This window comes from Pseudomonas sp. MM227, from assembly GCF_947090715.1.
GTDB lineage: Bacteria > Pseudomonadota > Gammaproteobacteria > Pseudomonadales > Pseudomonadaceae > Aquipseudomonas > Aquipseudomonas baltica.
The window spans coordinates 3,381,210-3,401,434 of sequence record NZ_OX352319.1; the positions used below are offsets into that span (position 1 = coordinate 3,381,210).

The window sequence follows — 20,225 nt, forward strand, 5'->3', positions numbered from 1 at the left end:
ATGGCCTATAGCGTCGAACCCATCGGTTTTATCCGCTCCTGCTTCAAGGAAAAATTCGCCATTCCGCGCCAGCCGCAACTGGCGCCGGCCGCGCGCGGCGTGCTGGAGCTGCTGCCACCGTTCGATCAGGGCGAGGCCGTGCAGGGCCTGGAACAGGTCAGCCATGTGTGGCTGCTGTTCCTGTTCCATGAGGCACTGGAAGACAAGCCGCGTCTGAAGGTCCGTCCGCCGCGCCTGGGCGGTAACAAGTCGATCGGCGTTTTCGCCACGCGGGCCACCCATCGGCCCAATGGCATCGGTCAATCGGTGGTCCGCCTGGACAAGGTCGAAGGCGCGCGCCTGCACCTCTCCGGCATCGATTTGCTCGACGGCACGCCGGTGCTGGACATCAAACCCTACGTGCCCTATGCCGACAACGTGCCTGCTGCCGTCAACGCCATCGCCAGCGCCGCGCCTGAGCCCATTGCCGTGCAGTGGCTGGACGCGGGACTGGCGCAAGCCAGCGCGCACGCCATGCGCCTGGGTGAGCCGTTGGTGTCGTTGATCGAGCAATGCCTGGCCCAGGATCCGCGCCCGGCCTACCAGAAGCCTGCACCCGAGCGCGAATACGGCGCCCGGTTCTGGGATGTGGACGTACGCTGGCATTACCCGCGCCCCGACTGCATTTGCGTGCTGGAAGTGGTGCTCTCCTGAGCCTGCGCATCGCTCACAAAAAAACCGCCCGAGGGCGGTTTTTTCATGGTGCTGGCCAGCCGCTTACTTTTCGACGAAGGCGCGCTCGATCAGGTAGTCACCCGGCTCGCGCATGCGCGGCGAGACGGTCAGGCCGAAGCTGTTGAGCACTTCGCTGGTTTCGTCGAGCATGCTCGGGCTGCCGCACAGCATGGCACGGTCGTCCTGCGGGTTGATCGGCGGCAGGCCGATGTCGCTGAACAGCTTGCCGCTGCGCATCAGATCGGTCAGGCGGCCTTCGTTCTCGAACGGCTCGCGCGTCACGGTGGGGTAGTAGATCAGCTTGTCGCGCAGTGCCTCGCCGAAGAATTCGTTCTGCGGCAGGTGCTCGGTGATGAACTCGCGGTAGGCGACCTCGTTCACGTAGCGCACGCCATGGCAAAGAATGACCTTTTCGAAACGCTCGTAGGTTTCCGGGTCCTGGATAACGCTCATGAACGGCGCCAGGCCGGTGCCGGTGCTCAGCAGGTACAGGTGCTTGCCCGGCTTGAGGTCATCGAGAACCAGCGTGCCGGTGGGCTTCTTGCTGATGATGATCTCGTCGCCTTCCTTCAGGTGCTGCAGCTGCGAGGTCAGCGGGCCATCGGGCACCTTGATGCTGAAGAACTCCAGATGCTCTTCCCAGTTCGGGCTGGCGATCGAATAGGCGCGCATAAGCGGGCGGCCGGTGGGTTGTTGCAGGCCGATCATCACGAACTGCCCGTTCTCGAAGCGCAGGCCCGGATCGCGGGTGCACTTGAAGCTGAACAGGGTGTCATTCCAGTGATGAACACTGAGTACACGTTCGTGGTTCATGTTGCTCATGTACGGGGCTCCTAGAAAAAGCGTACGCCTGACAGGGGCGCGATTGCGCAATAGTTTACGGGGCTCAACAATATCTGTTAAATGGATTATTAAGATATGGGTAATCGGTTATATAGATATGCGATTCACACTTCGTCAATTGCAGGTATTTGTCGCCGTGGCCCAGCAGGAAAGCGTGTCACGCGCCGCCAACCTGCTGTCGCTGTCGCAGTCGGCGACCAGCACCTCGATCACCGAGCTCGAACGGCAATCGAGCTGTCAGTTGTTCGACCGCGCCGGCAAGCGCCTGAGTCTCAACGCCCTGGGTCATCAACTGCTGCCCCAGGCCGTGGCCCTGCTCGACCAGGCCAAGGAAATCGAAGACCTGCTCAACGGCAAGTCAGGATTCGGTTCATTGGCAGTAGGCGCGACTTTGACCATCGGCAACTATCTGGCCACTCTGCTGATCGGCCGTTTCATGCAGGTGCATCCGGAAAGCCAGGTCAAGCTGCATGTCCAGAACACTGCGAACATCGTTCAGCAGGTGGCGCACTATGAAATCGACCTGGGGCTGATCGAGGGTGACTGCAGCCATCCAGACATCGAGGTGCAACCCTGGGTCGAAGACGAGTTGGTGGTGTTCTGTGCGCCACGGCATCCATTGGCTTCGGTGCCCAGTGCCAGCCTGGCCTTGCTGACCCAGGAGGCGTGGATTCTGCGCGAACAGGGCTCGGGCACGCGCCTGACATTCGACCAGGCCATGCGTCACCATCGTCTGGCACTCAACATCCGCCTGGAACTGGAACACACCGAAGCGATCAAGCGCGCCGTGGAGTCCGGGCTGGGCATCGGGTGCATTTCCCGGCTGGCACTGCGCGATGCCTTTCGGCGCGGCAGCCTGGTGCCGGTGCACACGCCCGAGCTGGATCTGGCGCGGCAGTTCTATTTCATTTGGCACAAACGCAAGTACCAGACCTCGGCCATGCGCGAGTTTCTCGACCTGTGCCGCGCCTTCACCGCCGGCGCGCAGCGCAGTGACGAGATCGTCCTGCCCGACATCGCCTGAGCCAGGCATCGGTCAAAGCAGAATCACCGCCCACACCAGCACGATCATGCTCAAGGCAACGAACTGAGCTGCGCTGCCCATGTCCTTGGCATTCTTCGACAATGGGTGACGCTCCAGCGAGATGCGATCGATAGCCGCCTCGATCGCCGAGTTGAGCAATTCAACGATCAACGCCAGCAGGCACACCGCGATGAGCACCGCGCGCTCCACGCGGCTGACCTGCAACAAAAAGCTCAGCGGCACCAGCACGACGTTGAGCAACACCAACTGGCGAAACGCCGCTTCGCCAGTGAAGGCTGCACGCAGACCATCGAAGGAGTAACCCGTAGCATTGAGAATACGTTTGAGGCCGGTCTGGCCCTTGAAAGGTGACATGCGCGACGATCCAGGAAAGGAAGACGGCCGACGATGAAACGTTCGGCGTGAAAAAGGCGTGACGGTGCAGCTCAGTTGGCGGAGGTTGACTCTAATTGTTGCAACAGCAGGGCAGCCTGGGTGCGAGTACGCACGCCGAGCTTGCGAAAGATCGCTGTTACATGGGCCTTGATGGTGGCTTCCGACACGCTCAACTCGTAGGCGATCTGCTTGTTCAACAAACCTTCGCACACCATGGTCAGTACCCTGAACTGTTGGGGCGTCAGGCTGGCAAGCCCTTCGCTGGCCGCCTTGGCTTCCGCCGAAACGCTGACCGCCTCGAATGCCTGCGGCGGCCACCAGACTTCCCCATCCAGCACCTCGCGTACGGCCGCTTGAATGGTTTCGAGCGAACTGGACTTGGGAATGAAGCCACTGGCGCCGAATTCACGCGAGCGCACCATGACCCAGGCGTCTTCCTGAGCCGAAACCATCACCACGGGTATGTGCGGATACTGGCCGCGCAGCAATACCAATCCGGAAAAACCGTAGGCGCCGGGCATATTCAGGTCCAGCAGCACCAGGTCCCAGTCGGCCTTTTCGTCGAGGCGCCCTTCGAGCTCGGCAATACTCGCCACCTCTACCAGACGCACTTCTGCGCCCAGACCCATGGTCAAGGCTTGATGCAGCGCGCTGCGAAACAGCGGATGGTCGTCGGCGATCAGGATTTCGTAAGTGGCCATCGATCACAGGATTCCAGGAAATGAAGCCGTTCGGACAGTATCCGCCCGATTCGGCGCCAAGAATGCCGACCCCGGCCATGGTGGTCAAGCGACTCCATGGCCAGAGCCCGCGTCGCCGCCAGGATTATAGATAGTCGGCCAGAAACCGATGCGCCGCATCGGTCTCGTCCACTGGCTCCTGGAATTTCGCTGCCAAGTAATGCGCACTGAACACATCGAGGTAGGCATCCAGTACGCGCGCCGCCTGCTCGTCGCCGGCCAGCTCCAGACACAGCGCCGCCACCTCGGCGGTGCAGAAGTGATCGTCGCGCTTGGAGCGGCGCAAGGTGTAGCGCGACAGTTGTTCGGGCGCCAGGCTCAACACCGGCAGCGAGGCCAGGTACGGACTCTTGCGGAACATCTTTCGCGCTTCGGTCCAGGTAGCGTCCAACAGTATGAACAAAGGCCGTCGACCGAGCTGCGGCGCCACGCTGCTGGTTACCCGCTGCGGCTCGACGAACTCTCCGGGAAAGACCAGATAGGGCTGCCACTGCGGATCCGCCAAAAGTGCCAGCAACCGCGGGTCGACGGCTACGCGCGACCACATGAAGGCGTGGGTGTCGGCGATCACGTCGGCAATCAGCCAGCCGGTGTTGCTCGGCTTCATGGGTTCCACGTCATGCATCAGCAGGCACATGGCCGACCGTGCGTCGACGTTGGGACGCCACGCGCACAGGCAGTACTGCGGAATGACTCGGCAACGCGGGCATCGAGGCGCGCGTGAACCCCGTGCGGTAAATGGCTGGGTACTGCGCGCCAGGCGCTCGGCGCGCAGACGGGAAACGGCATGGCTCATTGCGGATCACGGTAGAGTCTGGGGGCGCGGATTCTAACAGAGCTGGCTCCGGAACGATGTCGATGGTGAGCCGACGTGCCGCGCCGTATAATCGGCTACCCTCAGAGGTGGGTGAACGCCTGCGCCATTGGCGGGTCTTACGCCCACTTGTCTTGCCCGGCTTTTTGCCCAGGAGTGTTTCATGCTGCGCTTTATCGCCCCGTCCCTCGCCTTGCTGCTTGCCTTGCCGCTGGCCGCCCACGCTGCATCGCTGAAGGAACTGGAGCTGTCGAAAAACCTGCAGAAAGTGGCTCAGCAAAGCAGTGTGGGTACACCGCGCGCAATCAATGAAGACATCCTCGATCAGGGTTTCACCGTCGAAGGCAACCAACTGGTCAATCACCTGAGCGTTCGCGAAAGCCAGGCCTACGAGATGCGCCGCGACCCCAAAACCGTTTACCTGCAACTGGGCGCAAGCGTATGTCGCAACAAGGGTTTTCGTGATCTGATGGCACAGGGCGCCGTGATGCGCTATGACTTCACCGAATACAAGACCAATCGCGCCATCGGCAGCCAGTCCTACACTGCCAAGGACTGCGGCAAGTAATACTCCAGGAAATGTGGCGGTGCTACTCGACGAACACCGCTGCCTCATCGGCAGAAGGGATCAGTCCAGATCCTTGCCGTTGAGCAGGCGAGAAATCAGCTCCATCGGGTAGCCCCGATAGGCCAGAAAACGCGTCTGCTGGGCGCGCTCCTTGAGTTCAACGGGAAGCCTGGCAGCGAATTTTCGCTCCCAGAGCTCGCGTAGCTGCACCGCCCAATCGAATCCGCTTTGACGAAGTGCCTGCTCGACATCGGCGCGCTGCAAACCGCGCTGGGTCAGGTCTTCGCGTATTCGTGCGGGCCCGTAGCCGGAGTTGGCCCGATAGCGAATGAAGCTTTCCAGGTAGCGTGCTTCCGACAACAAGCCTTCGTCGGTCAGACGATCAAGCTCGGTATCGATCATTTCGGGAGGGGCGCCGCGCTGACGCAATTTGCGCGTCAGCTCGACTCGACCATGCTCGCGACGTGCGAGCAGGTCCATGGCAGACCGTCGCACGGCGACGGGTGTATCCAATACGACAGGTGGCATGAGGCTGATCAGAAATCGGCTTCAGCTTCAGCCGTATCGGCAGCTGGTGCAGTGGCGGAAGCCTTGTCAGCTGCAGCCTTGTCGGTACCGCCAGTCAGCAGCTTGTCGCGGATCTGCTTTTCCAGGGTGGCCTTGATCTCGGGGTTGTCTTGCAGGAACTTGGCCGAGTTGGCCTTGCCCTGACCGATCTTGCTACCTTGATAGCTGTACCAGGCGCCCGATTTCTCCAACAGGCCGTTGGCCACACCCAGGTCGACGATTTCACCGTTGAGGTAGATGCCCTTGCCGTACAGGATCTGGAATTCAGCCTGACGGAATGGCGGTGCCACCTTGTTCTTGACGACCTTGACGCGGGTTTCGCTGCCCACCACTTCGTCGCCTTCCTTGACCGCGCCGGTCCGGCGAATGTCCAGACGAACCGATGCGTAGAACTTCAGCGCGTTACCACCGGTGGTGGTTTCCGGGCTGCCGAACATCACACCGATCTTCATGCGGATCTGGTTGATGAAGATGACCAGGCAGTTGGCGTTCTTGATGTTACCGGTGATCTTGCGCAGTGCCTGCGACATCAGGCGTGCCTGCAGACCCACGTGCATGTCGCCCATCTCGCCTTCGATCTCGGCCTTGGGTACCAGTGCAGCGACGGAGTCGACGATGATGACGTCAACCGCATTGGAGCGCACCAGCATGTCGGTGATTTCCAGCGCCTGCTCACCGGTGTCCGGCTGGGATACCAGCAGGTCATCGACATTGACGCCCAGCTTGCCGGCGTACTCGGGATCCAGCGCGTGCTCGGCGTCGACGAAGGCGCAGGTTGCACCGGCCTTCTGGGCCTGGGCGATGACCGACAGCGTCAACGTGGTTTTACCCGACGATTCCGGGCCATAGATCTCGACGATCCGGCCTTTTGGCAGACCACCGATACCCAGCGCGATATCCAGGCCGAGCGAACCGGTAGAGATGGCCGGGATCGCTTGACGCTCGTGGTCACCCATGCGCATGACAGCGCCTTTACCGAATTGACGTTCGATCTGACCCAGGGCCGCAGCCAAGGCACGCTTCTTGTTGTCGTCCATTGAAGTCCTCACGTAATCAATAAGGCCTGACGGCCATAACACCTGTATAAGTAGCCAGTATTATTCCACACACCATGCCCCTCGCCTACCCCTGAAATGGTTTTTCTCCAGTGGCAAGGTGTAACAAACCCTGCAGGGCTGCCACGACGGTTTGCCGGCGCACGGCCTCGCGATCGCCGGCAAACTGCTCGCGTCGACAAAACGTCTGCGCACCGTCAGCCCAGGCCAGCCATACCGTGCCGACAGGCTTTTCAGCGGAGCCGCCGCCGGGGCCGGCAACGCCGCTGACCGCCACCGCAAAGCGCGCTTTGCTGTGCCCCTGAGCACCGCGCACCATGGCTTCGACCACTTCGCGGCTGACCGCCCCGACCTGCTCGAACAGCTCGCTCGGAACCTGCAGCTGAGCGGTTTTCTGCGCGTTGGAATAAGTGACGTAGCCGGCCTCGAACCAGGCCGAACTGCCGGCGATGCGAGTGATCGCCTCGGCGATACCGCCGCCCGTGCAGGACTCCGCCGTGGTGGCTTGGGCGCCCAGGGCGAGCAGGCGCTGGCCGAGTTCGGCAGAGAGTGAGGTCGAGGCGTCCATAACAGCTTCTTGATCAGGCGGCCGATGAGGCTACGCCCTCCTGCCATGCAGGTCAAAGTCGCCATGGCATGCCTGGGTATGACCGGCCCAAAGGGCAATCGTGCCACCGCGTAACCGGTGCCAACGCCCTACATGGTGAAAAAAATCCCTGTACTATTGGCGCCTGCCTTACGTCCCCAAGACACCCGCGAGCTAAGTCCTTGAATGTCCGATTTTTCTAACCACACCCCGATGATGCAGCAGTACTGGAAGCTGAAGAATCAGCATCCCGACCAGTTGATGTTCTACCGCATGGGCGACTTCTACGAAATCTTCTACGAGGATGCGAAGAAGGCTGCCAAATTGCTCGACATCACCCTGACCGCCCGTGGACAGTCGGCGGGGCAGTCGATCCCCATGTGCGGTATTCCCTACCATGCAGCCGAGGGCTACCTGGCCAAACTGGTCAAGCTGGGCGAGTCGGTGGTGATCTGCGAGCAGATCGGCGACCCGGCCACCAGCAAGGGGCCGGTCGATCGGCAAGTGGTACGGATCATCACGCCCGGCACGGTCAGCGACGAAGCACTGCTCGACGAGCGCCGCGACAACCTGATCGCGGCCGTGCTGGGCGACGAGCGCCTGTTTGGCCTGGCGGTGCTGGACATCACCAGCGGCAGCTTCATGGTCATGGAGTTGGCGGGATGGGAAAACCTGCTGGCGGAGCTCGAGCGGATCAACCCGGTCGAACTGCTGATTCCCGATGACTGGCCGCAAGGGTTGCCGGCGGAAAAGCGCAAGGGCTCCCGCCGCCGGGCGCCTTGGGACTTCGAAAGGGACACTGCGCACAAGAGCCTGTGCCAGCAGTTCGCAACCCAGGACCTCAAGGGCTTCGGCTGCGAGAAGCTGACGCTGGCCATCGGCGCCGCGGGCTGCCTGCTCGGCTACGCCAAGGAAACCCAGCGCACTGCCCTGCCCCATCTGCGCAGCCTGCGTCACGAACGGCTGGACGACACGGTGGTGCTGGACGGCGCCAGTCGCCGCAACCTGGAGCTGGACACCAACCTTGCCGGCGGACGCGACAACACCCTGCAATCGGTCATCGACCGCTGCCAGACTGCCATGGGCAGCCGCCTGCTGACCCGCTGGCTCAATCGACCACTGCGTGACCTCAAGGTGTTGCAGGCGCGTCAGGGCTCCATCGGCTGCCTGCTCGAGGGCTACCGCTTCGAAAGCCTGCAACCGCAGCTCAAGGAAATCGGCGACATCGAGCGGATTCTCGCAAGGATCGGGCTGCGCAACGCCCGACCGCGGGACCTGGCGCGACTGCGCGATGCGCTGGCCGCCCTGCCCGAACTGCAGGTGGCAATGGCCGAACTCGAAGCGCCGCACCTGGCGCAGCTGGCGGCCATTGCCGGGACCTACCCGGAACTGGCCGATCTGCTGGCCAAGGCCATCGTCGACAATCCGCCCGCCGTCATCCGCGACGGCGGCGTACTGAAAACCGGCTACGACAGCGAGCTAGACGAATTGCTGTCGCTGAGCGAGAACGCCGGCCAGTTCCTGATCGACCTGGAAGCCCGGGAAAAAGCCCGTACGGGCCTGTCCCACTTGAAAGTGGGTTACAACCGCGTCCACGGCTACTTCATCGAACTGCCCAGCAAGCAGGCCGAACAAGCCCCGGCGGACTACATCCGGCGGCAGACGCTCAAAGGTGCCGAGCGCTTCATCACCCCTGAACTCAAGGCCTTCGAAGACAAGGCGCTGTCGGCCAAGAGCCGTGCCCTGGCCCGTGAGAAGTCGCTGTACGAAGCGTTGCTGGAAAACCTCATCGGCCATCTGCCGCCACTGCAGGACACCGCCGCGGCGCTGGCTGAACTGGACGTGCTGAGCAACCTCGCCGAGCGAGCGCTGAACCTGGACCTCAATTGCCCCCGCTTCGTCGACGAGCCGTGCCTGCGTATCAACCAGGGTCGCCACCCGGTCGTGGAACAAGTGCTCACCACACCCTTCGTGGCCAACGACCTGAGCCTGGACGACAGCACCCGCATGCTGGTGATCACCGGTCCGAACATGGGCGGTAAATCCACCTACATGCGCCAGACTGCCTTGATTGTGTTGCTGGCGCACATCGGCAGTTTCGTGCCAGCGGCCAGTTGCGAGTTGTCGCTGGTGGACCGTATTTTCACCCGAATCGGCTCCAGTGATGACCTGGCTGGCGGCCGCTCGACGTTCATGGTGGAGATGAGCGAGACCGCGAACATCCTGCACAATGCCACCGAGCGCAGCCTGGTGCTGATGGACGAAGTGGGCCGCGGCACCAGCACGTTCGATGGCCTGTCGCTGGCCTGGGCTGCCGCCGAATGCCTGGCCGGACTTCGCGCCTATACCTTGTTCGCCACTCACTACTTCGAGCTGACCGTGCTGCCGGAAAGCCAGCCACTGGTGGCCAACGTGCACCTGAGCGCCACCGAACACAACGAGCGCATCGTTTTTCTGCACCATGTGCTGGCTGGCCCTGCCAGCCAGAGCTACGGGTTGGCGGTCGCGCAATTGGCCGGGGTACCGGCCGCAGTCATCCTGCGCGCCAAGGAACACCTGAGCCGTCTGGAAACCACCAGCCTGCCCCATGAGGCGCCAACGCCCATGCCCGGCAAGACAGCGAAGCCCCATCAGGCTGACCTGTTTGCCAGCCTGCCGCACCCGGTGCTGGAACAGATTGCCAAGACCGACATCGATGGACTGACCCCGCGGCAAGCGATCGAATTGCTCTATGCACTGAAGAACCGGGTCTAACGCTTATTCCTACAAGCTGATAGAATCCCGCGCGGTTTGGGAATGCCAATGGCTTTTAGCCTGGTCTGCGGCTGACCTGCCCAAACCAAGCGGCCCTGTGAAGGGCTTCGCTGCCGCCGCCTGAGGAGAGAAATAGAAATGACCTTCGTCGTCACCGACAACTGCATCAAGTGCAAATACACCGACTGCGTGGAAGTCTGTCCGGTGGACTGCTTCTACGAAGGCCCGAACTTCCTGGTGATTCACCCGGATGAGTGCATCGACTGCGCACTGTGCGAGCCTGAATGCCCGGCCCAAGCCATCTTCTCTGAAGATGAAGTGCCCGAGGACATGCAGGAATTCATCCAGCTGAACGTGGACTTGGCCGAAGTCTGGCCTAACATTACCGAGAAGAAGGATGCGCTGCCCGAGGCTGAAGCGTTCGACGGCGTGAAAGGCAAGATCAAGGACCTGGAGCGCTAGGGCACGCTCGTTGCCTCGTGCCAGCTGATTGCGACCGTCACGCCTGCCGCGCAGGCGTGCGTGACACCGGACGGCGCTGCTGGCCACTCGCTCTCGACTTCAAAAAAAAGTCAAAAAAAAGTCAAAAAAAAGGGGCGGTAATGAGCCGCCCACCTTTCCCTGTCCCTTTTATCCCTGTCATCGTCCTGATGAATCGCGTCACTGCGATATCCCTTTTGGGCGCTCGATCCTGAGCACCTGTGTCGTCCCTGAACACGCCTTGATATTAACGCATCCTGTGCGCAGGACAACCGCGAATAATTCCCATCATAAACTGACTTGGGTGTCAGTTTATTCGATAATGTGTTCAAGAACGTGCAGTTAGATAGACAAGAGTTCCAACTTACAAAACTTTGACTGGATAAATAGCCAAAGGCTTACACAAGGTCACAGTGAACACTGACAACATCGCACTGCGCCTAGGCTAACAACAAAAACGCCCCTTGAAAAAGGGGCGTTCAAGTCGTGCGGTAACGGCGGCTATTGAAACAATGACTCGCTGGACAGCCCATTCTTTTCGAGTATCTCGCGTAGTCGCTTGAGGCCTTCCACCTGGATCTGTCGCACGCGCTCGCGGGTCAGGCCGATTTCCAGGCCAACGTCTTCCAGCGTGCTGCTCTCGTGGCCACGCAGGCCAAAGCGGCGTACCACCACCTCGCGCTGCTTGTCGGTCAGCTCGGACAGCCACTGGTCTATGCTCTGCGAGAGGTCGTCGTCCTGCAGCAGCTGCAAGGGGTCGGTGGGCCGGTCATCGGTCAGGGTGTCGAGCAAGGTCTTGTCCGAGTCCGGCCCGAGCGAGACATCCACCGAGGATACCCGCTCGTTGAGCCCAAGCATGCGCTTGACCTCGCCCACCGGCTTTTCGAGCAGGTTGGCGATTTCTTCGGGGGATGGTTCGTGATCCAGTTTCTGGGTCAGTTCGCGCGCGGCGCGCAGGTAGACGTTGAGCTCCTTGACCACGTGAATGGGCAGGCGAATGGTCCGGGTCTGATTCATGATCGCCCGTTCGATGGTCTGTCGGATCCACCAGGTGGCATAGGTTGAGAACCGGAAACCGCGCTCGGGATCGAATTTCTCGACCGCACGAATCAGCCCCAGGTTGCCCTCCTCAATGAGGTCGAGCAAGGACAGGCCGCGATTGACATACCGGCGGGCGATCTTGACCACCAGGCGCAGGTTGCTCTCGATCATGCGTTTGCGACCGGCCGGGCAGCCGCTCTGGGAAAGTCGTGCGAAGTGCACCTCTTCTTCGGGAGAAAGCAGAGGCGAAAAACCGATTTCATTCAAATACAGCTGGGTCGCATCGAGCGCCCGCGTGTAGTCGATGTATTTGTGCTGTTTGAGCGATGTGGAATTGCGTGCCTTGGTGCGAACCGCAGGTGCAGCAGGTTCTTCGTTCGACATCACATCCAATACGACGCCGGGTTCCATAAGGAGCACCTCATCGTCGATGTCAAACTCCGGCGCTTCTTTGCTGAGAGCCATTGTTATAGTCCTTTGCTGAGTTCGACCTCAAGCTCCAGCGGCGCCAATCTCCATGGCAGCGCGTGAGCCCGTCCCCACTACGTGGAGGAACAGGCTGGTAGTGCAAATCAACGACGTGGCAGGAATTGCAGCGGATCTACGGGCTTGCCTTGACGGCGAATCTCGAAGTGCAGCTTCACCCGGTCCGTCCCCGTTGAACCCATTTCGGCAATTGTCTGACCGACCTTGACCTGCTGACCCTCCCGAACCAACAACCTGCGGTTATGACCGTAGGCACTGACGTAGGTATCGCTGTGTTTGATGATGACCAATTCGCCGTAGCCCCTCAAACCACTCCCGGCGTAGACCACCGCACCATCAGACGCAGCAAAAACAGGCTGTCCCAAATCACCGGCGATATCAATTCCTTTATTCAAACTGCCGTTTGAAGCGAATTTCCCGATCAAAACACCGTTTGCCGGCCATGCCCAGCCGCCTTGGGTGCGCTCGCCCGCGGGTACCGGGGTAGGCGAAGGGACGGGAATGGCGACGCTGCTGGTGGCGGTCGGTGCCGGGGTGAGCGGACGGCGGGTGACTGTGGTGCGGCTCGAGGAAGACGCAGAGGCGCCGCTCTGGGTGGTCACCACGGTGGTGGCTGGCGCGCCCGAGTTGCCGTCGAAGCGGATCACCTGGCCTGGGCGGATGGTATAGGGCACGGGAATATTGTTGCGCGCAGCCAGGGCCTTGTAGTCCCAACCGTAGCGAAAGGCGATGGAGAACAGCGTGTCGCCTCGCCTGACTGCGTATTGGCCTGTGGTCACCGGCTGGCGCTGCGCCGCTTTGGCCGCGTTGTTGCGATCGACCACGCTGACCTGGCTGGAGGTGCTGGAACAGCCGGACAGAAAGGCTGCGATCGCAACCCCGAGCATCAGGAGCTTGACGCTCGAACTACCTGCACGCTGCCCAATGATTGTGAGGCTCACCCGCCGCTCCTTTGTTGTGGTGACAAGAAAATATCCAACTTCACTACTCGACTTCAAGGCGCATGGGTGCAAGCTGCGGCCGTACCTGCGCCACGACCCGCTGTCAGACAGACGGCGCCGCGCAGAATTCACTCTGCGAACTCACACCGGTCAAGCCAGCGGACCATTGAGCAACGGCACGAAGCGCACGGCTTCCAGAACATGCCGGGAGAACCCGTGCTCTTCGCGCACGATCAACATCAGTTGCTGGACGTCGCCGGCGCCCACCGGAATCACCAGTCGCCCACCGGGCGCAAGCTGATCAAGCAGGGCCTGGGGCACATCGGTCGCCACTGCGGTAACGATGATGCCGTTGTAGGGTGCCAGGGCCGGCCAGCCTTCCCAGCCATCGCCCCAGCGAAAGACCACGTTGCGCCGCTCGAGCGTCTGCAGGCGCTCCTTGGCGCGATCCTGCAGGACCTTGATCCGCTCGACCGAGAACACCCGCTCGACCAGCTGCGACAGCACGGCGGTCTGGTAGCCCGAGCCGGTGCCGATCTCCATGACCTTGTCCAGTGGCCCCGCCGCCAGCAGCAGCTCGCTCATGCGTGCAACCATGTAGGGCTGGGAAATGGTCTGGTTGTGGCCGATCGGCAGTGCGGTGTCTTCGTAGGCGCGGTGCGCCAGTGCTTCGTCGACGAACAGATGGCGCGGTGTGCGACGCAGTACCTCGAGCACCTGGGTATTGGCCAGGCCTTCGTCGCACAGGCGCTGAATCAAGCGTTCGCGCGTGCGCTGCGAAGTCATGCCGATGCCATGGTGCTGATTGTCTCTCTGGCGCATCAGCCAAGCTCCTCCAGCCAACCTTGAACGTGGCCGAAGGCCTCGTTGAAGGTGCGATCCAGTTGCAGTGGCGTGACCGACACGTAGCCCTGCATGACGGCATGGAAATCGGTGCCCGGGCCGCCATCTTCGGCGTCGCCGGCCACGGCGATCCAGTAGCCCGGCTTGCCCCGCGGGTCGACCATGCGGATCGGCGCCGCAGCCCGTGCCCGATGGCCCAGGCGAGTCAGCACCATGCCGCGGATACGCTCGATCGGCAGGTTGGGGATGTTCACGTTGAGCACGGTGCGAGGCGGCAGGTTCAACCGGTCTCGGGCCTCGATCAGCTTGCGCGCGTAGTAGGCTGCCGTCGGCAGGTGCTCGGGCTGGCGAGACAACAACGAGAACGCAAACGAGGTATGCCCCAGAAAACGCCCCTCGAGGGCAGCAGCCACCGTGCCCGAATACAGCACGTCGTCGCCCAGGTTGGCCCCCAGGTTGATACCTGAAACCACCAGGTCGGGCTCGAAAGGCAGCAGGCCGTTCAGGCCCAGGTGCACGCAGTCGGTGGGTGTGCCGTTGACGCTGATGAAGCCGTTGGGCAAGGTCTGCGGATGCAGCGGGCGGTCCAGCGTGAGCGAACTGCTGGCGCCGCTACGGTCCTGATCGGGGGCGATCACCGTGCACTGGGCATAGTCCTGCAACACGTCGTGAAGCGCGGCCAGGCCGGGGGCGGTGACCCCATCATCGTTGGAAATCAGAATACGCATGGACTTTCCGTCTGCCCTGTCGGCACCAGATCGACGAGTTCGCGCACCACGACAGTGGCGAAGCAACCGGCCGGCAGGACGAAGTGCAACTGCAGGATGTCAGGCTCGGGATAATGCCACGTCAGCTCGCCGATGGGCAGCCGCAGGATGCGTCGCTCCTGTGCCAGGCCCGCTTTTGCAAGCCAGGCACACAGCGCCGGGTGCTGGTCGCCGATGGCATTTTCCAGTTCGGCGCAGCGACCGGCGGCGACCGATGCGCCCTCGCCCCACAGCGCTCCGGTAGGGTGCAGGTCGAGGATGTCCAGGCGTGGATCACTGCATTCGGCTTCACCGGCGGGAAAGAAGCTGCGGCTGTCGGTGAACGCCAGCAGATCACCGATCCGGGCGCGGTTCCAGGTACCGTCGGCGACGCGCGCGGCAAGTATCTGGTTGAACAGGAAACTGCGCGCCGTGGAGAGCAGCCGCGAACGCACATTGCGCTGCTCGGGCAGCGCCTGGCGTTCGGCATACTGCTGAGCGTCGAACACATTGCCGCCCTGGAAACCGAAGCGCTGGGTGCCGAAATAATTCGGTACGCCGGTCTGCTGGATTTCTCCAAGGCGCGCATCGAGCGCGGCCCGGTCGGCCTTGAGCGCAGTCAGGCGCACGGTGAAGCCGTTGGCCGAGTGCGCACCGCGTTGCAGTTTGCGCGAGTGCCGGGCCTGCTTGAGGATGGCCAGGGTGTCGCCCTGCGCCGCGCTCAGGTCCGGATCGGCCTTGCCTGGCAGATGCAGGCTGAACCACTGCCGGGTCAGCGCCTGGCGGTCCTTGAGGCCTGCATAGCTGACCGTGCGCAACGGCACGCCAGCGGCCTTGGCCAGGCGGCGGGCTGCTTCTTCGGTATTGAGGTTGCGCTTCTCGACCCAGAGCCAGAGGTGCTCGCCCTGGCCGGCCAAGGGAATGTCCAGCACTTCGTCGACCTGGAAGTCTTCGGCGCTGGCCTTGAGTACGGCGCTGCCCAGGCTGTCGCCCGTGGCCCGCGGACCCAGCAATTCGAATTCGGTCATGCGCGCAGCAACAAGGCGACCGCATGCACGGCGATACCTTCCTCGCGCCCGGCGAACCCGAGCTTTTCGGTAGTGGTCGCCTTGACGTTGACTTGATCCAGCTCCACGCCCAGGTCGGCGGCGATCCGTTCACGCATGGTTTCTATGTGGGGCGCCATTTTCGGCGCCTGGGCGACGATGGTGGCGTCGACATTGCCGACCTTCCAGCCTTTGCTCGCCACGACCGCGAGCACGTGGCGCAACAGCACGCGGCTGTCCGCGCCCTTGAACTGCGGATCGGTGTCGGGAAAATGCTTGCCGATGTCGCCCAAGGCAGCTGCGCCGAGCAAGGCATCGCTCAAGGCATGCAGTACGACGTCGCCGTCGGAATGAGCCAGCAGGCCGAACTTGTGTGGGATTCGCACGCCACCCAGGGTAATGAAGTCACCCTCGGCGAAACGGTGCACGTCGTAGCCGTGGCCAATACGCATAGAAAAAAACGCCCCGATTGAGTCAGGGCGTGATTCTACCTGCTTTGGCGCAGGTTGGGCGGATCAAAACATCTGCAGGTGACTGTGCTGGCGCCTTCGCGGGTAGAGGGCGCCAGATCAGTCACTTCAAGGCCTTGGCATGATGGCGCAAATGGTCATCGATGAAGCTGGCGATGAAGTAATAGCTGTGGTCATAGCCCGGTTGCATGCGCAGCGTCAGTTCATAGCCGGCCGACTTGGCCGCCTGACTCAGAGCCTGGGGCTTGAGCTGGCTCTCGAGGAAATCATCGCGATCGCCTTGATCCACCAGCAGCGGCAGATGTTCCGCCGCATCGGCGATGAGCACGCTGGCATCCCATTCGCGCCAACGCGAGCGCTCCTCGCCCAGGTAATGGGAAAACGCTTTCTGGCCCCAGGGGCAATCCATCGGATTACTGATGGGCGAGAACGCCGAGATCGACCGATACCGCCCCGGATTGCGCAGCGCGCAGACCAGCGCTCCGTGGCCACCCATGGAATGGCCACTGATGGAGCGCTTGTCCGACGCGGGGAAATGCGCTTCCACGATGGCTGGCAATTCATGCACCACGTAGTCATGCATGCGGTAATGCTGCGCCCACGGCTGCTCGGTGGCGTTCAGATAAAACCCGGCACCCAGACCGAAATCCCATGCCTGGTCCGGATCATCCGGCACTCCCGCCCCGCGCGGGCTGGTGTCGGGCGCAACGATGATCAAGCCCAACTCGGCAGCCAGCTCCAGGCCGCCGGCCTTCTGCATGAAGTTCTCGTCGGTACAGGTCAGCCCCGACAGCCAGTACAGCACCGGCAACTTGCCGCCCTGCTCCGCTTGCGGCGGCAGGTACACGGCGAAGGTCATGTCGCAACCCAGCTCCTTGGAGCGGTGCTTGTAGCGTTTGTGCCAGCCGCCGAAGCTCTTCTGGCAGGACAGGTTTTCCAGGCTCATGGCAGACCTCAGAAGTGGATGACCGAACGAATGCTCTTGCCTTCATGCATCAGGTCGAACGCTTTGTTGATGTCTTCCAGGCCCATGGTGTGGGTGATGAAGGTATCCAGCGGAATCTCCCCGCTCTCGGCCATTTCGACGTAGCTGGGCAACTCGGTACGCCCGCGCACGCCACCGAATGCCGAACCGCGCCAGACCCGCCCGGTAACCAGTTGGAACGGGCGCGTGGCAATTTCCTGGCCGGCACCGGCCACGCCGATGATCACCGACTCACCCCAACCCTTGTGGCAGCATTCGAGGGCTGCACGCATCAGTTGCACGTTGCCGATGCACTCGAACGAGAAGTCCACGCCGCCATCGGTAAGGTCGACGATGACTTCCTGGATCGGCCGGTCATATTCCTTGGGATTGATGCAGTCGGTTGCACCCAGCTGGCGGGCGATCTCGAATTTGCTTGGGTTGATGTCGACGGCGATGATGCGACCGGCCTTGGCCTTGACCGCACCGATGATGGCCGACAGACCGATACCGCCCAGGCCGAACACGGCCACGGTATCGCCCGGCTTGACCTTGGCCGTGTTGAGCACGGCGCCGATACCGGTGGTGACGCCACAACCCAACAGGCAGACCTTTTCCAGCGGCGCCTGCTTGTCGATCTTCGCTACCGAGATCTCCGGCAACACGGTGTACTCGGAGAACGTCGAGGTGCCCATGTAATGGAACAGTTCCTTGCCGTTGTACGAGAACCGCGTAGTGCCGTCCGGCATCAAGCCCTTGCCCTGAGTGGCGCGAATGGCCTGGCACAGGTTGGTCTTGCCCGATTTGCAGAACTTGCACTGGCGGCATTCGGGCGTGTACAGCGGAATGACGTGATCGCCCACCGCAACCGAAGTGACCCCCTCACCCACCGCTTCGACGATGGCGCCGCCTTCGTGGCCCAGTACCGACGGGAAGATGCCTTCAGGATCCGCACCCGACAGGGTGTAGGCATCGGTATGGCAGACCCCGGAAGCGACCACGCGCAACAGGACTTCGCCTGCCTTGGGCATGGCCACGTCGATCTCGACGATTTCCAATGGCTTGTTGGCTTCGAATGCAACCGCGGCGCGGGACTTGATCATCAATGCTTGCTCCTGAAATGAACGGGACTGCCAACAGTGTAATTCATGGGCGGATGCGGAATAATCGCCCCTTGCGCAAAACATTGATGCCGTACAGGGATAATCGATTGAATGAAAACCGCTGGGAGGGTATCGACGAGTTCGTCGCAGTCGCCGAGTGCGCGCACTTCACGGCCGCAGCGCAGCGGCTGGGCGTGTCGTCGTCCCACGTCAGTCGCCAGATCGCCCGATTGGAAGAGCGCCTGCAGACCCGCCTGCTCTATCGCAGCACGCGACGGGTAGCGCTGACCGAGGCAGGGCAGACATTCCTCCAGCATTGCCAACGCCTGCAGGACGGTCGCGACGAAGCCTGGCGAGCCATGAGCGACCTGACCGGTGAACCCAAGGGGCTGCTGCGCCTGACCTGCGCCGTGGCCTATGGCGAGCGCTTCATCGTGCCGCTGGTCACGCGCTTCATGGGGCTGTACCCGCAACTGCGCGTGGAGATCGAGCTGAGCAACCGCACCCTCGACCTGCTTCACGAAGGCCTGGACCTGGCCATCCGCCTGGGACGCCTGCAGGACTCGCGACTGGTGGCAACCAGGCTGGCGCCGCGGCGGATGTTCCTGTGTGCTTCACCGCACTACCTGGCGCGCTATGGCCGGCCCCACAGTGTGTCGGAATTGACGCGGCACAACTGCCTGGTGGGCAGTTCGGATATCTGGCCGCTGCAGGTCGATGGCAAGGAACAGGCGCAACGCGTGCAGGGCAACTGGCGCTGCAACAGTGGCCAGGCGGTCCTCGACGCGGCGTTGCAGGGCGTCGGGCTGTGTCAGCTGCCTGATTACTACGTGCTGGAACACTTGCGCAGCGGCGCACTGGTGTCGCTGCTGGAGGCGCACCAGCCGCCCAACACGGCGGTGTGGGGGCTTTATCCGCAACAGCGGCACTTGTCGCCGAAGATCAGGAAGCTAGTCGATTATCTCAGAGAAGGGTTGGCCGAGAGGCCAGAGTATCTGTAGGAGCGGTCATCGGCCGCGAACGACGCCACCGCCCCCCTCAGCCACGCATCGCCCAACGCTGGCGCAGCCACTCCAGATCTTCAGGCCGGGTCACCTTGAGGTTGTCCGCCCGGCCCTCCACCAGCTTCGGCGCGAAACCGGCCCACTCGATGGCCGAGGCCTCGTCGGTAATCGCCACTCCGGCCACCAGGCTGTCGGCCAGAGCCCGATGCAGGGCGCCCAGACGAAACATCTGTGGCGTGAACGCCTGCCAGATCGTGCTGCGATCCACCGTATGCTGAACCCGCCCAGTCGCATCGGCACGCTTGAGCGTGTCGCGCGCGGGCACGGCCAACAGACCGCCGACGCTGTCATCAGCCAGCTCGGCAAGCAGTTTGTCGAGGTCGGTGCGAGAAAGGTTGGGCCGCGCCGCATCGTGCACCAGCACCCAATCACTGCCGTCGGCGCCCTGGGCGTGTAAATGCAGCAAGGCGTTGAGCACCGAGTCGGCACGCTCGCGACCACCGGCAACGCGCTGGATCAGCTCGTTGCTGGCACTGGGCAGGTCGGGCCAGAACGGGTCATCGGCGGCGATGCTGACGACCACGCCCTTGAGCTGTGGATGGCCGAGGAAACAGTCGATGCTGTGTTCCAGGATCGTGCGACCACCCAAGGTCAGGTACTGCTTGGGGCGGTCCGCTGCCATGCGCGCACCTACGCCCGCAGCGGGAATCACTGCCCAGAAGGCTGGCAGCGAGGTATTCATTGGGCCAACTGGTAGAGGGTTTCACCCTCCTTGACCATGCCCAGTTCATGGCGAGCGCGTTCTTCGACGGTCTCCATGCCCTTTTTCAATTCGAGTACTTCGGCGTCCATCACGCGATTGCGCTCCAGCAGCCGTTCGTTCTCAGCATGCTGTTCGGCGATCTGCTGTTTCAGCTCGGCTACCTGCTTGAGACTTCCGTTTCCGACCCACAGGCGATACTGCAAACCACCCAGGAGCAGAAGCAAGACAAGAAACAACCAATAAGGACTGCGCATCACGTTACCCAGTGGTAAAAAAC

General features: G+C 62.1%; 23 protein-coding genes. 6 read left to right on the forward strand and 17 right to left on the reverse strand.

From position 1 onward, the window contains the following. Window positions 1-693 (forward strand): tRNA (N6-threonylcarbamoyladenosine(37)-N6)-methyltransferase TrmO, encoded by a 693-nt coding sequence (tsaA, locus tag ONG87_RS15300; protein WP_264381572.1) that lies wholly within the window; start codon window positions 1-3, stop codon window positions 691-693. A gap of 63 nt (window positions 694-756) precedes the next feature. On the opposite strand, the gene fpr is transcribed toward tsaA, so the two are convergent. After that, complete coding sequence (fpr, locus tag ONG87_RS15305; protein ID WP_122476516.1) at window positions 757-1,536, reverse strand: ferredoxin-NADP reductase; 780 nt, start codon at window positions 1,534-1,536, stop codon at window positions 757-759. 118 nt (window positions 1,537-1,654) lie between these two features. On the opposite strand from fpr, the gene ONG87_RS15310 reads away from it, so the two are divergent. Beyond that, window positions 1,655-2,581: a LysR family transcriptional regulator gene (locus tag ONG87_RS15310; RefSeq protein ID WP_122476517.1), complete on the forward strand. Its 927-nt coding sequence runs from the start codon at window positions 1,655-1,657 to the stop codon at window positions 2,579-2,581. A 12-nt stretch (window positions 2,582-2,593) separates the two neighbouring features. Here the strand turns inward: ONG87_RS15310 and ONG87_RS15315 are convergent, their stop codons facing one another. The 3 genes from ONG87_RS15315 to ONG87_RS15325 form a co-directional block, all read right to left on the reverse strand. Beyond that, entirely contained in the window at window positions 2,594-2,956 is a 363-nt protein-coding gene (locus ONG87_RS15315) for a diacylglycerol kinase (RefSeq protein WP_122476519.1), read from the reverse strand. 71 nt (window positions 2,957-3,027) lie between these two features. Further along, a complete protein-coding gene (gene erdR, locus ONG87_RS15320) occupies window positions 3,028-3,678 on the reverse strand; it encodes a response regulator transcription factor ErdR (protein WP_122476520.1) in 651 nt (216 codons plus the stop codon). Window positions 3,679-3,802: 124 nt separating this feature from the next. Beyond that, on the reverse strand, window positions 3,803-4,513 hold the full coding sequence (locus ONG87_RS15325; protein ID WP_122476522.1) for a tRNA-uridine aminocarboxypropyltransferase: 711 nt from the start codon (window positions 4,511-4,513) through the stop codon (window positions 3,803-3,805). 181 nt (window positions 4,514-4,694) lie between these two features. Here ONG87_RS15325 and ONG87_RS15330 point away from each other — a divergent pair, with 181 nt between their 5' ends. Beyond that, complete coding sequence (locus ONG87_RS15330; protein WP_122476523.1) at window positions 4,695-5,099, forward strand: PA3611 family quorum-sensing-regulated virulence factor; 405 nt, start codon at window positions 4,695-4,697, stop codon at window positions 5,097-5,099. Between the two features lie 60 nt (window positions 5,100-5,159). On the opposite strand, the gene recX is transcribed toward ONG87_RS15330, so the two are convergent. From recX to ONG87_RS15345, 3 genes are all read right to left on the reverse strand, one after another. Next, window positions 5,160-5,627, reverse strand: coding sequence for a recombination regulator RecX (gene recX / locus ONG87_RS15335; protein ID WP_122476525.1), 468 nt, complete (start codon window positions 5,625-5,627; stop codon window positions 5,160-5,162). An 8-nt stretch (window positions 5,628-5,635) separates the two neighbouring features. Then, a complete protein-coding gene (recA, locus tag ONG87_RS15340) occupies window positions 5,636-6,703 on the reverse strand; it encodes a recombinase RecA (protein ID WP_122476527.1) in 1,068 nt (355 codons plus the stop codon). 85 nt (window positions 6,704-6,788) lie between these two features. Continuing rightward, window positions 6,789-7,289 (reverse strand): CinA family protein, encoded by a 501-nt coding sequence (locus ONG87_RS15345; RefSeq protein WP_122476529.1) that lies wholly within the window; start codon window positions 7,287-7,289, stop codon window positions 6,789-6,791. A gap of 204 nt (window positions 7,290-7,493) precedes the next feature. Between ONG87_RS15345 and mutS the strand changes: the two genes are divergently transcribed. Continuing rightward, a complete protein-coding gene (gene mutS / locus ONG87_RS15350; protein ID WP_264381573.1) occupies window positions 7,494-10,061 on the forward strand; it encodes a DNA mismatch repair protein MutS in 2,568 nt (855 codons plus the stop codon). A 138-nt stretch (window positions 10,062-10,199) separates the two neighbouring features. After that, entirely contained in the window at window positions 10,200-10,523 is a 324-nt protein-coding gene (fdxA, locus tag ONG87_RS15355) for a ferredoxin FdxA (protein ID WP_122476533.1), read from the forward strand. A 519-nt stretch (window positions 10,524-11,042) separates the two neighbouring features. Here fdxA and rpoS read toward each other — a convergent pair. The 8 genes from rpoS to ONG87_RS15395 all read right to left on the reverse strand — a co-directional run bounded on the left by rpoS (window position 11,043) and on the right by ONG87_RS15395 (window position 18,181). Then, on the reverse strand, window positions 11,043-12,047 hold the full coding sequence (rpoS, locus tag ONG87_RS15360; RefSeq protein ID WP_122476535.1) for an RNA polymerase sigma factor RpoS: 1,005 nt from the start codon (window positions 12,045-12,047) through the stop codon (window positions 11,043-11,045). Between the two features lie 107 nt (window positions 12,048-12,154). Beyond that, window positions 12,155-13,009 (reverse strand): peptidoglycan DD-metalloendopeptidase family protein, encoded by an 855-nt coding sequence (locus tag ONG87_RS15365; protein WP_122476536.1) that lies wholly within the window; start codon window positions 13,007-13,009, stop codon window positions 12,155-12,157. Window positions 13,010-13,159: 150 nt separating this feature from the next. Then, complete coding sequence (locus tag ONG87_RS15370; RefSeq protein ID WP_163007435.1) at window positions 13,160-13,795, reverse strand: protein-L-isoaspartate(D-aspartate) O-methyltransferase; 636 nt, start codon at window positions 13,793-13,795, stop codon at window positions 13,160-13,162. A gap of 35 nt (window positions 13,796-13,830) precedes the next feature. Further along, a complete protein-coding gene (gene surE / locus ONG87_RS15375; RefSeq protein ID WP_122476538.1) occupies window positions 13,831-14,580 on the reverse strand; it encodes a 5'/3'-nucleotidase SurE in 750 nt (249 codons plus the stop codon). Next, on the reverse strand, window positions 14,568-15,626 hold the full coding sequence (gene truD, locus ONG87_RS15380) for a tRNA pseudouridine(13) synthase TruD (protein ID WP_122476540.1): 1,059 nt from the start codon (window positions 15,624-15,626) through the stop codon (window positions 14,568-14,570). The genes surE and truD overlap by 13 nt, the downstream gene beginning before the upstream one ends. Further along, window positions 15,623-16,096 (reverse strand): 2-C-methyl-D-erythritol 2,4-cyclodiphosphate synthase, encoded by a 474-nt coding sequence (ispF, locus tag ONG87_RS15385; RefSeq protein ID WP_122476541.1) that lies wholly within the window; start codon window positions 16,094-16,096, stop codon window positions 15,623-15,625. The genes truD and ispF overlap by 4 nt, the downstream gene beginning before the upstream one ends. Window positions 16,097-16,217: 121 nt before the next feature. Beyond that, on the reverse strand, window positions 16,218-17,060 hold the full coding sequence (fghA, locus tag ONG87_RS15390) for an S-formylglutathione hydrolase (protein ID WP_122476543.1): 843 nt from the start codon (window positions 17,058-17,060) through the stop codon (window positions 16,218-16,220). Between the two features lie 8 nt (window positions 17,061-17,068). Further along, the gene (locus ONG87_RS15395; RefSeq protein ID WP_122476544.1) at window positions 17,069-18,181 is read right to left on the reverse strand and encodes an S-(hydroxymethyl)glutathione dehydrogenase/class III alcohol dehydrogenase; all 1,113 of its coding nucleotides are present in this window, start codon (window positions 18,179-18,181) and stop codon (window positions 17,069-17,071) included. Between the two features lie 107 nt (window positions 18,182-18,288). Here ONG87_RS15395 and ONG87_RS15400 point away from each other — a divergent pair, with 107 nt between their 5' ends. Next, complete coding sequence (locus ONG87_RS15400; protein ID WP_122476546.1) at window positions 18,289-19,182, forward strand: LysR family transcriptional regulator; 894 nt, start codon at window positions 18,289-18,291, stop codon at window positions 19,180-19,182. A 37-nt stretch (window positions 19,183-19,219) separates the two neighbouring features. Here the strand turns inward: ONG87_RS15400 and ispD are convergent, their stop codons facing one another. After that, on the reverse strand, window positions 19,220-19,927 hold the full coding sequence (ispD, locus tag ONG87_RS15405; protein ID WP_122476547.1) for a 2-C-methyl-D-erythritol 4-phosphate cytidylyltransferase: 708 nt from the start codon (window positions 19,925-19,927) through the stop codon (window positions 19,220-19,222). Beyond that, on the reverse strand, window positions 19,924-20,202 hold the full coding sequence (gene ftsB, locus ONG87_RS15410) for a cell division protein FtsB (RefSeq protein WP_043185120.1): 279 nt from the start codon (window positions 20,200-20,202) through the stop codon (window positions 19,924-19,926). Before ftsB ends, ispD begins: the two co-directional genes overlap by 4 nt. Window positions 20,203-20,225 lie beyond the last annotated feature (23 nt).

What these genes read in the sequence shown, in the direction of transcription:
- tsaA (WP_264381572.1), top strand. Translation starts at nt 1, where the DNA reads ATGGCCTATAGCGTCGAACCCATCGGTTTTATCCGCTCCTGCTTCAAG.
- fpr (WP_122476516.1), bottom strand. Translation starts at nt 1,536, where the DNA reads ATGAGCAACATGAACCACGAACGTGTACTCAGTGTTCATCACTGGAAT.
- ONG87_RS15310 (WP_122476517.1), top strand. Translation starts at nt 1,655, where the DNA reads ATGCGATTCACACTTCGTCAATTGCAGGTATTTGTCGCCGTGGCCCAG.
- ONG87_RS15315 (WP_122476519.1), bottom strand. Translation starts at nt 2,956, where the DNA reads ATGTCACCTTTCAAGGGCCAGACCGGCCTCAAACGTATTCTCAATGCT.
- erdR (WP_122476520.1), bottom strand. Translation starts at nt 3,678, where the DNA reads ATGGCCACTTACGAAATCCTGATCGCCGACGACCATCCGCTGTTTCGC.
- ONG87_RS15325 (WP_122476522.1), bottom strand. Translation starts at nt 4,513, where the DNA reads ATGAGCCATGCCGTTTCCCGTCTGCGCGCCGAGCGCCTGGCGCGCAGT.
- ONG87_RS15330 (WP_122476523.1), top strand. Translation starts at nt 4,695, where the DNA reads ATGCTGCGCTTTATCGCCCCGTCCCTCGCCTTGCTGCTTGCCTTGCCG.
- recX (WP_122476525.1), bottom strand. Translation starts at nt 5,627, where the DNA reads ATGCCACCTGTCGTATTGGATACACCCGTCGCCGTGCGACGGTCTGCC.
- recA (WP_122476527.1), bottom strand. Translation starts at nt 6,703, where the DNA reads ATGGACGACAACAAGAAGCGTGCCTTGGCTGCGGCCCTGGGTCAGATC.
- ONG87_RS15345 (WP_122476529.1), bottom strand. Translation starts at nt 7,289, where the DNA reads ATGGACGCCTCGACCTCACTCTCTGCCGAACTCGGCCAGCGCCTGCTC.
- mutS (WP_264381573.1), top strand. Translation starts at nt 7,494, where the DNA reads ATGTCCGATTTTTCTAACCACACCCCGATGATGCAGCAGTACTGGAAG.
- fdxA (WP_122476533.1), top strand. Translation starts at nt 10,200, where the DNA reads ATGACCTTCGTCGTCACCGACAACTGCATCAAGTGCAAATACACCGAC.
- rpoS (WP_122476535.1), bottom strand. Translation starts at nt 12,047, where the DNA reads ATGGCTCTCAGCAAAGAAGCGCCGGAGTTTGACATCGACGATGAGGTG.
- ONG87_RS15370 (WP_163007435.1), bottom strand. Translation starts at nt 13,795, where the DNA reads ATGACTTCGCAGCGCACGCGCGAACGCTTGATTCAGCGCCTGTGCGAC.
- surE (WP_122476538.1), bottom strand. Translation starts at nt 14,580, where the DNA reads ATGCGTATTCTGATTTCCAACGATGATGGGGTCACCGCCCCCGGCCTG.
- truD (WP_122476540.1), bottom strand. Translation starts at nt 15,626, where the DNA reads ATGACCGAATTCGAATTGCTGGGTCCGCGGGCCACGGGCGACAGCCTG.
- ispF (WP_122476541.1), bottom strand. Translation starts at nt 16,096, where the DNA reads ATGCGTATTGGCCACGGCTACGACGTGCACCGTTTCGCCGAGGGTGAC.
- fghA (WP_122476543.1), bottom strand. Translation starts at nt 17,060, where the DNA reads ATGAGCCTGGAAAACCTGTCCTGCCAGAAGAGCTTCGGCGGCTGGCAC.
- ONG87_RS15395 (WP_122476544.1), bottom strand. Translation starts at nt 18,181, where the DNA reads ATGATCAAGTCCCGCGCCGCGGTTGCATTCGAAGCCAACAAGCCATTG.
- ispD (WP_122476547.1), bottom strand. Translation starts at nt 19,927, where the DNA reads ATGAATACCTCGCTGCCAGCCTTCTGGGCAGTGATTCCCGCTGCGGGC.
- ftsB (WP_043185120.1), bottom strand. Translation starts at nt 20,202, where the DNA reads ATGCGCAGTCCTTATTGGTTGTTTCTTGTCTTGCTTCTGCTCCTGGGT.